Source organism: Enterococcus sp. 10F3_DIV0382, from assembly GCF_002140245.1.
GTDB classification, from domain to species: Bacteria; Bacillota; Bacilli; order Lactobacillales; family Enterococcaceae; genus Enterococcus_B; species Enterococcus_B lactis.
In genome coordinates, this window is sequence record NZ_NGMF01000001.1 from 816112 (window position 1) to 824274 (window position 8163).

Below are 8163 nucleotides of genomic sequence, written 5' to 3' on the forward strand. Positions count from 1 at the left end.
GTTGATGGGCGTTTGTTTTAGTAACGAACGAAAAATGGTCTATTGGGTTAAATCCAAAAGTTTTTGTTTCAGATCTTCTTCCATGTGTCCAAGTTCTACTTCTGCATGACGACGTTTTTCTTTTCCTTCTTTTTGGATACGCAAAGTTTCTTGGATCGTTTCGATCAAATCGTTTTGTGTAGTTTGCAGGGTCTCAATATCCACGATTCCGCGTTCGTTTTCTTTCGCTGTTTCGATGGCTGAGATTTTCAGCATCTCTGAATTTTTCTTCAATAAGTCGTTTGTTGTTTCAGAGACTTGGCGTTGAGCGGTCACTGCATCTTTTTGACGAAGCAAAGTCAATGCGATCACGACTTGGTTTTTCCACAGCGGAATGGCTGTAGCGATAGATGCTTGGATCTTTTCAGCTAAGGCTTGATTCGTGTTTTGAATCAAGCGGATTTGTGGGGCTTGCTGAATCGTGATCTGTCTAGCTAGGCGAAGGTCATGTGTACGTTTATCCAGACGATCTAGGAATTGTGTATAATCGTTGGCAATCTGGACATCCATCTGGTCACCAGTTTCTTCTGCTTTTTTCATTGCTTCTGGAATGATCGTTGATTGAAGTTCTTCCATTTTCAATTCTCCAGCAGCAATATAAATATTCAATGCATCAAAGTAGTCTTTGTTTTTTTGGTAAAGCTGTTCTAACATCAGATTATCTTTTAATAGTCCGTCTTTTTCTTTATCTAATTTCACTGAGATCTTGTCGATTTGTGCACCAATTTTTTGATATTTTGCTGTCACTTCATAAATCGATTGTTTGACCTTACCGAAGACACGTTGGAAGATATTTCCTTCTCCGGCACGCAGTTCGTCAGGGTTGGCTTCTTGGAGACGGTACATTAGTTCAGTCAACGAATCTCCGACTGGGCCAATATCTTGAGCTTGTACGTGATTCAACATTGATTGTGAGAACTCACTTAATTTCGCTTGAGCAGCTGAGCCATAGCTGATGACAGACTGTGCATCATTGGCATCGATTTTTGCTGCCAGCTGTTTTGCTTGTTCTTGACGTTCCGCCGGTAGTTTGTCAATTAAGCGAGCAGCTGTCTGCTGCTCTTGGAGCTGATCAATCTCCGCTTGTTGTGAAGTGGTCAGCGTATCTGTTGGGGTTGAAAACGGGTTGTTCAATAAGTCTTCAAGTGTATCGTTAACTGGTGTGACATCTTTTGTTTCAGTCGGTTTATGATCCATAAAAAATTCCTCCTTGTCGAATCTGTTCTCGATTCTTACATGAATATCTCTACTTTAGAAAAAGTACTCGAAACAACCAGACATCATCTGAATGTTCCGAGTCTTTTTTTATGAACAAAAGAGTTACTCTTTTTGTTCTGGTTCATGTTTATTATCACGCTTTAAGCTTTGTTTCGCAACAGATATCTCTACGTCGATGTCGTCTAGGTCATCAGCGACGAATTTTTGATAATCTTGTGCGATCAAAGCTGACAGCTGGTCGATGATCTGCGCGCTTTCTTCTAGCTTTTCATAGGTCTGTTTGTTTTTGATCTCATGGTCATTGATCTCATTATACTTATTTGTCAAATCAACTAGATTCGGCAGATGCGTATAAAGAAACTGACTTGCTTCATGCAGTCGGTTTGGTTCTTTCACCAATTCTTTGAATAAAGCTTTTGCTGCTTTGACTGGGTCATGGCGGAGATCGATTGCTTTAAGTTTGGCTGTCTGCTGCATATTCATTTGCAATTGATTGATCTCATTTTTTGTTTGATTCATTGTTTGTCGAAAAAATGAGATTTCATTCGCTGTCATACCGTTTTTTTCATAGTGAGTTTCAAGTTCGTCAGTCAGTGCAGGAATTTCTTCTTGTTTTCCCTTTTTCCTGCGCGAACCGAAGAGCCCCCACAAAACTAAAACTACGCCTATCAATAATAGTCCTAGAACAAAAGAAAAACCATTGTTTCGGACAAAGAGAAACAGCAAGACCAGTGCTAGAAGCCACGGCCAATTTCGTTTTATCATAATAAGCCCTCCAAGTCATTTATCATTGAGTATTGAATTCTTTCCGTTATTCGATTACATTCTTATTTTAGCATACTGACTACTAGAAAGAGTATCGGACTAAAGAAGGATTTTCTATATTTAGAGAAAATCTAAGGTTTATCTATGGTAAACTAATAGGGAGTTTTCGAGAAAAATTGAAAAATGAAAAAAAAGCAGTTATGATTACAAAGAAAGCAGGAGAAGATATGCTGAACAATGAGCAATTTGAAGAAAAAACAATCAGTCGCAAAGAAATCTATAGCGGGAAAATTATCGATGTTGCTGTAGATGAAGTTCGTTTACCAGACGGAGGAACTTCGAAGAGGGAACTAGTATTTCATCCTGGCGGTGTTGGGATCATTGCTTTTGATGAACATGACCGCCTGCTCCTTGTCAAACAGTTTCGAAAGCCTTTAGAAAAAGTGATCTTGGAGATCCCAGCTGGAAAAATCGATCCAGGAGAAGGAAAAAATCCTGAAATGACTGCAGCCAGAGAATTAGAAGAAGAAACCGGCTATCGTGCGAAGTCGCTGAGCCATCTTACTTCGATGTATCTTTCACCAGGTTTTGCAAATGAAGTCCTTCATATTTATCATGCACAAGGAGTAGAGAAGGTCGAGAATCCTTTAGCTCAAGATGAAGACGAAGTACTGGAGCTGTATCATCTAACTCTTGAAGAGGCACAACAAGCGATGAAAGATCAGTTGATTTGTGATGCAAAGACGATTTATGCGATTCAATACTGGGAATTATTGACCAAAGGAAAGTAGAGGGATCGGCTTATGGCCAAAGGACCGCTTATTACGCGAAGCGAACTTCGCAAGCGACAACAAGCACAAGCAAGCGAGTCATTAAAAAAACAGCGAAAAGCAGAAACAGCTTATCAGCAAGAAGAAAAAAAGATTGCCAGCTTTTATCGTAAAGAAAGCAAAAAGAATAAACCAATCACGAAAACAAGGATCAGTGAACGAGAAAAGACGACCAAATGGAACTCTTTTTTGATGAAATCTCTTATTATTGTTATCCTAATGTTATGTGTGGTTTTTTTAGCAATCGCATTTATATAGAAAGAAGGAATTAAAAAGATGAAAATCGGTATTATCGGCGCAATGGAAGAAGAAGTAAAAATTTTGAGAGAGAACCTAAGCGAACCATTATCATGGGAACGCGCAGGCGCTTTATTTATTTCAGGTTCATTAGGTAACCACGAAGTGATCGTCGTACGTTCCGGTATAGGAAAAGTCTTAGCATCTATTACCACAAGTCTGTTGATCCAACAATACGGCGTGAACATGGTGATCAATACAGGTTCAGCTGGCGGGATCGGTGAAGGTTTACAAGTAGGCGACATTGTTATATCAGACAAAGTAGCTTACTTTGATGCAGATGCAACAGGATTTGGCTACAAACCAGGTCAATTACCAGGAATGCCTCTATATTATGAAGCAAGCACATATTTGCGCAGTGAAATGGCTAAAGCAGCAAAAGCAACGGATTTGAATGCAAAAGAAGGATTGATCGTTACAGGCGATACATTTGTCGACTCTCCAGATAAAATCAAAGAAATCTTAACGAATTTCCCTGAAGCTTTAGCTTGTGAAATGGAAGGAGCCGCTGTTGGACAGACGGCCCGTCAGTTCAATATCCCATTTTTGATCGTACGTGCAATGAGTGACACAGCAGATCACTCGGCGACACAAAGCTTTGACGAATTTATCGAAGACGCAGGCAAGCAATCAGCAGAAATGGTGATCGAATTTGTCAAACATCTCGTATAAGGAGGACTAAGATGAACGCATTGATTTCGATTGACTATACCTATGATTTTGTTGCAGAGGATGGAAAGCTGACGACTGGTGCAGCAGGTCAAGCAATTGAAAAAAAGCTGACTGCCCACACAAAAAAGTTTATGGAGCAAAAGGATTTTGTCATTTTTGCCATTGATGCACATGATCCAAAAGATTCTTTCCATCCAGAGAACCGCTTATTTCCTCCGCATAATGTGATAGGAACGAGTGGACGGGAATTGTACGGCTCTTTAAAAAATTTGTACCAAGAGCATGAGCAGCAGGAAAATGTTTATTGGATAGACAAGCGGCATTATTCCGCTTTTAGTGGAACAGATCTAGACATTCGTTTGCGAGAACGTCAGATCACAGATGTTTATTTGTCCGGCGTGTGTACAGATATTTGTGTGTTGCATACAGCAGTTGATGCGTATAATCTAGGATACAAACTCCATATTTTCAAAGATGCCGTGGCAAGTTTTGATCCTATCGGACACGAATGGGCATTGAGACATTTTGAATCCGCGTTAGGTGCAGAGATTCTATAAAAAAACAAAACTTTTTTTAAAATAAAAATCAAAAAATAATAAAAGAAGAGCGTAAAACGAATTACATTGTTTTGCGCTCTTCTTTTATTTGTTATTTTTTATCAAAAATATAATTTCAACTATAATAAATCCCTTTATTATTAACAACTAAAGTTATATTTTTCTTTTTATAAAATATCACTTATTATAATTTTGTTTTTTATTGACAGCAAAAATAAATTAGGTAATACTTTAGGTAAACGCTTTCTAAATTGTTTCAGGAGGGATAGACTTGATAAAAAAACGAATAAAATACAGTGCGCTAATGATGAATATCCTCATGCTTAGTACCTCGATTTTGACTTCTGTCGTTGAAGTTGCTGCTAACGAACAGACTGTGAACGAACAAAATGCACACGTGAACAACAAAGAAACGTCAATATTGGAGGAAGAATCAACGGCTAGTGAAGAGAAGGATGTGGAAGAAGGAAATGATCCTATGATAAAAGAATCAGAAAATGAAAAGGCAGAAAAGCAATCTGATGAAGTTCCTGAAGAGTGGAAAGGGGTAGTTTTTGGAGAAAGCACAAGTGCCAGTAGATATGCGATTGAACCATTAGAAGACGGCGTGCGGCTTTCTTCCACGAATAACGGTGGGAAATTCCAGTCAAGCGGATCAGATGGAATGACCTATTATTATCAAGCCATTCCGAAAGATACCAATTTTAGGATACGGGCGACGATTGAAATAGAATCTTGGACCTATACGAATGCTCAAGAAGGATTTGCTTTGATGGTGAGAGACACAGTGCCAAAAGATCATTTGTTTGGGCAAGCATTTTATTCGAATTCATTTGCTATACTGGGCAGTCGGATCGAATATGTCTGGGACTCGGATAGACAAGAAGTGGTCAACACGAACGGCAGTAAATATACGATGCGACTTGGATTGGGGACACGGGCAATCACAGGGATATCATCTGAAGATCCTCAAGCCGCACCTGCTCCTGGGAGTGTCTCAGTGGAAACAACGCCTTTAGAGACTTCAGCAGGGCTCTTAGAAAAAGAAGCAGGTTCTTATAATATATTCGGAAACGGTCATGGGAATCTGTTTCCGGCTACGGATTCGATTACTAAACTAGATGTAGAGATGAAAAAAACGAACACTGGTTTAGAGGCATATTATTACGATCCTGAAACAGGGGAAGAACTAGCTTCTAACATCATGTATGACTGGGAAAAGCTATATGCTTCCGATGAATCGGTTATCTATGCAGGATTTGCTGCAGCAAGGAATATGACGATCAAGGTAGAAGGAATCGAAGTGGCTTACTCAGATCCTGCGACAGATCCTCCTGGACAAGAAAGGCCCACTCGCTTGATTGATCCGATTTACACTGTGACCTCTAGTAATCATTCAGGAAACCAAGACCATACTATGTCCTTTAGAGCAAATGCTGACGGATTATTAACAATCAAAAATCAAGCAACAGGAGAGGTACTTGAGAACGCGAAAGACTTGGCAATCACTGCAAATCGGGAATTTGATTATCAGACAAAACTGATGGAAGGAACGAACGAATTTACTTTCAGTTTTACGCCAGATAAAAACTATCCGCCAGAAGAATACGTAGAGATGGCTAGTTATGAAACAAAGGAGATCCTGCATACAGTTGACTACCATAAACCTAAATACTCGACAGTTTATGTAACACCGGAAGGGTCAGATACAGGAAGCGGAAGCAGACAAAATCCGTTATCTCTGACGCAAGCATTGAGATACGCATATGCTGGGCAGACAATCGTCCTGGCTCCTGGAACTTATTCCTTTGAAAGAGGATTAACGATTCCAAAAGGAGTTAACGGGACTAGAGAAAACCCGATTCAATTGATTGCAGAGAAAAATCAAGAAAACAAGCGACCTGTACTTGATTTTAAAGGAACTGGAAATGGGATGACACTGTTTAGTCACTACTGGGTTTTACGTGGGTTTGACGTTACAAATAGTGCTGCTATGCAAAAAGGATTGCAGATTTCTGGAAACCATAATTTGATCGAAGAGATTCATGCTTATCGGAATGGAAATACAGGAATCCAAATCAGCGGTAGCTCAAATGATCCTTTCGAAGCATGGCCAGCGCATAACTTAGTCAAGAACTGTACATCTTTTGAAAATGCTGACCCGGGATTTGAAGATGCCGATGGATTTGCGGCCAAACTGACGACAGGAGAAGGGAATGTATTTGACGGTTGTATCGCTTATCATAATGCAGATGATGGTTGGGATCTTTTTGCTAAAAATGAAACAGGTTCGATCGGGAAAGTAGTCATCAAAAACTCAGTTGCTTATCGAAACGGTTGGGTACCGGGAGTTGAAGGAGAAGGGAACGGCAATGGATTCAAAATGGGTGGTTCCTCTTTATCGGGCCCTCATGAATTGATCAATAGTTTGTCTTTCGAAAATCTTGCGAAAGGAATCGATTCCAATAGTGGAACAGATATTATCGTCAATAGCAGTACAAGCTTCAACAATGGTTCCTATAATGTGGCTCTTTATACCTCTTCGGCAGGAAACACAGACTTCCATGCTTCTGGTATCTTATCTTTCCGAACAGAAAATCTTGAGATGAGAGAGCAGATCCGCCCATTGAATCAAAACGAAGATCAAATCTATCACTCGTTGAACTACTATTGGAATGAACGAGAGAAACAATCAGAAAATACTCTTGGACATACCGTATCAAAAGATTGGATCGAATCTCTAAATACACATTCGCAAGAAGGGCAGCAGCCTGTTACGCGCTATGCGAATGGAAGCATCCATGTCCATGGATTGATGCAAATCAAACCGGAGAATCGTCAAACAGAAAAGGGAAGAGTAGATGGTCTTCCACTATCTGTAGGTGCTACTTTTGACGGAGAAACCTCACCGTCTTCGGAGTATCCAGAATATGCAATCGTACAAGAACCAAATCAGACAAAACCAAATGAACAAAATAATCCAATCATTATCCAAGAGGCAAATGGTGTGACGGAGAATGCAGAAGGAAATATCATCGAACTGAAGCCTTTTACAGTATCTGTGTCAACATTCACACCAAATCAAGGAACACCTGTCTTTGAAGATATGCGTTATTTCCCAGAAAAGATCCAAATCGTTGAAACACAGTCAAGTGCTCAATTTTCTAATCATACCGCTATTTTTTCAGCACCCTCAAAAGGAGAATATACGCTAGAAGTCACTTATCGTTCGGAAATATTTGATGGTGAAAAATGGGTTGCTCATACAGAACCTGTTACCCAGCAAAAAGCGATAACAGTGCGAGAAGCTGTCAGTGTGCCACCAGGAACTGATGAACCAGAAGGGGAAAATCCAGGGAATGGATCGCCAAATGAAAAACCTTCTGATCCAGATGGGGCAGCAAAAGAAAGGGAAAAAGATGGCGCTCAAGGACTTCCACAAACGGGAGAGTCTAATAGCCCGTTGTTAGCAGTAGCTGGAGGAATTTTGTTAATCGGTGTAGCTGCTTATGTCATGAAACAGCGAAAAAAATAAACGCACTGTATCCTTTTGATAAGGTAGAACAATTAGTTGAGGAAAGTAAAAAAAGAAGGAAGTGAGACGTCCATTCGTTCCACTTCCTTCTATCATTTTTATAGATGAGATCCCACTTGCTGTGTTTGTTTGGCTGTTCTTATTACTTGATGCAAGACAGCTTTTTCGCAACCTCTGATATACGGTGTTCAAAAGCTTGCATCTGCGGTAATAAGCCCAACCAAACGAAAAATATGAGGAGCTATTTTTG

The 8163-nt window shown here is 39.9% G+C and carries 7 protein-coding genes; 5 read left to right on the top strand and 2 right to left on the bottom strand.

What is annotated here, in order from left to right:
• Nucleotides 1–39: 39 nt before the first annotated feature.
• Nucleotides 40–1236, bottom strand: a complete 1197-nt coding sequence (locus tag A5849_RS04025) for a toxic anion resistance protein (protein WP_002308197.1) — start codon at nucleotides 1234–1236, stop codon at nucleotides 40–42.
• 123 nt (nucleotides 1237–1359) lie between these two features.
• Entirely contained in the window at nucleotides 1360–2022 is a 663-nt protein-coding gene (locus tag A5849_RS04030; protein WP_002308198.1) for a 5-bromo-4-chloroindolyl phosphate hydrolysis family protein, read from the bottom strand.
• A 227-nt stretch (nucleotides 2023–2249) separates the two neighbouring features.
• On the opposite strand from A5849_RS04030, the gene A5849_RS04035 reads away from it, so the two are divergent.
• The 5 genes from A5849_RS04035 to A5849_RS04055 all read left to right on the top strand — a co-directional run bounded on the left by A5849_RS04035 (nucleotide 2250) and on the right by A5849_RS04055 (nucleotide 7913).
• Nucleotides 2250–2813, top strand: coding sequence for an NUDIX hydrolase (locus A5849_RS04035; protein ID WP_002329574.1), 564 nt, complete (start codon nucleotides 2250–2252; stop codon nucleotides 2811–2813).
• A 12-nt stretch (nucleotides 2814–2825) separates the two neighbouring features.
• Nucleotides 2826–3110: a cell wall synthase accessory phosphoprotein MacP gene (macP, locus tag A5849_RS04040; protein WP_002286760.1), complete on the top strand. Its 285-nt coding sequence runs from the start codon at nucleotides 2826–2828 to the stop codon at nucleotides 3108–3110.
• A gap of 18 nt (nucleotides 3111–3128) precedes the next feature.
• Nucleotides 3129–3821, top strand: coding sequence for a 5'-methylthioadenosine/adenosylhomocysteine nucleosidase (locus A5849_RS04045; RefSeq protein WP_086309969.1), 693 nt, complete (start codon nucleotides 3129–3131; stop codon nucleotides 3819–3821).
• A gap of 11 nt (nucleotides 3822–3832) precedes the next feature.
• Complete coding sequence (locus tag A5849_RS04050; RefSeq protein ID WP_086309970.1) at nucleotides 3833–4378, top strand: cysteine hydrolase family protein; 546 nt, start codon at nucleotides 3833–3835, stop codon at nucleotides 4376–4378.
• A 271-nt stretch (nucleotides 4379–4649) separates the two neighbouring features.
• Nucleotides 4650–7913, top strand: coding sequence for an LPXTG cell wall anchor domain-containing protein (locus A5849_RS04055; RefSeq protein ID WP_172867957.1), 3264 nt, complete (start codon nucleotides 4650–4652; stop codon nucleotides 7911–7913).
• Nucleotides 7914–8163 lie beyond the last annotated feature (250 nt).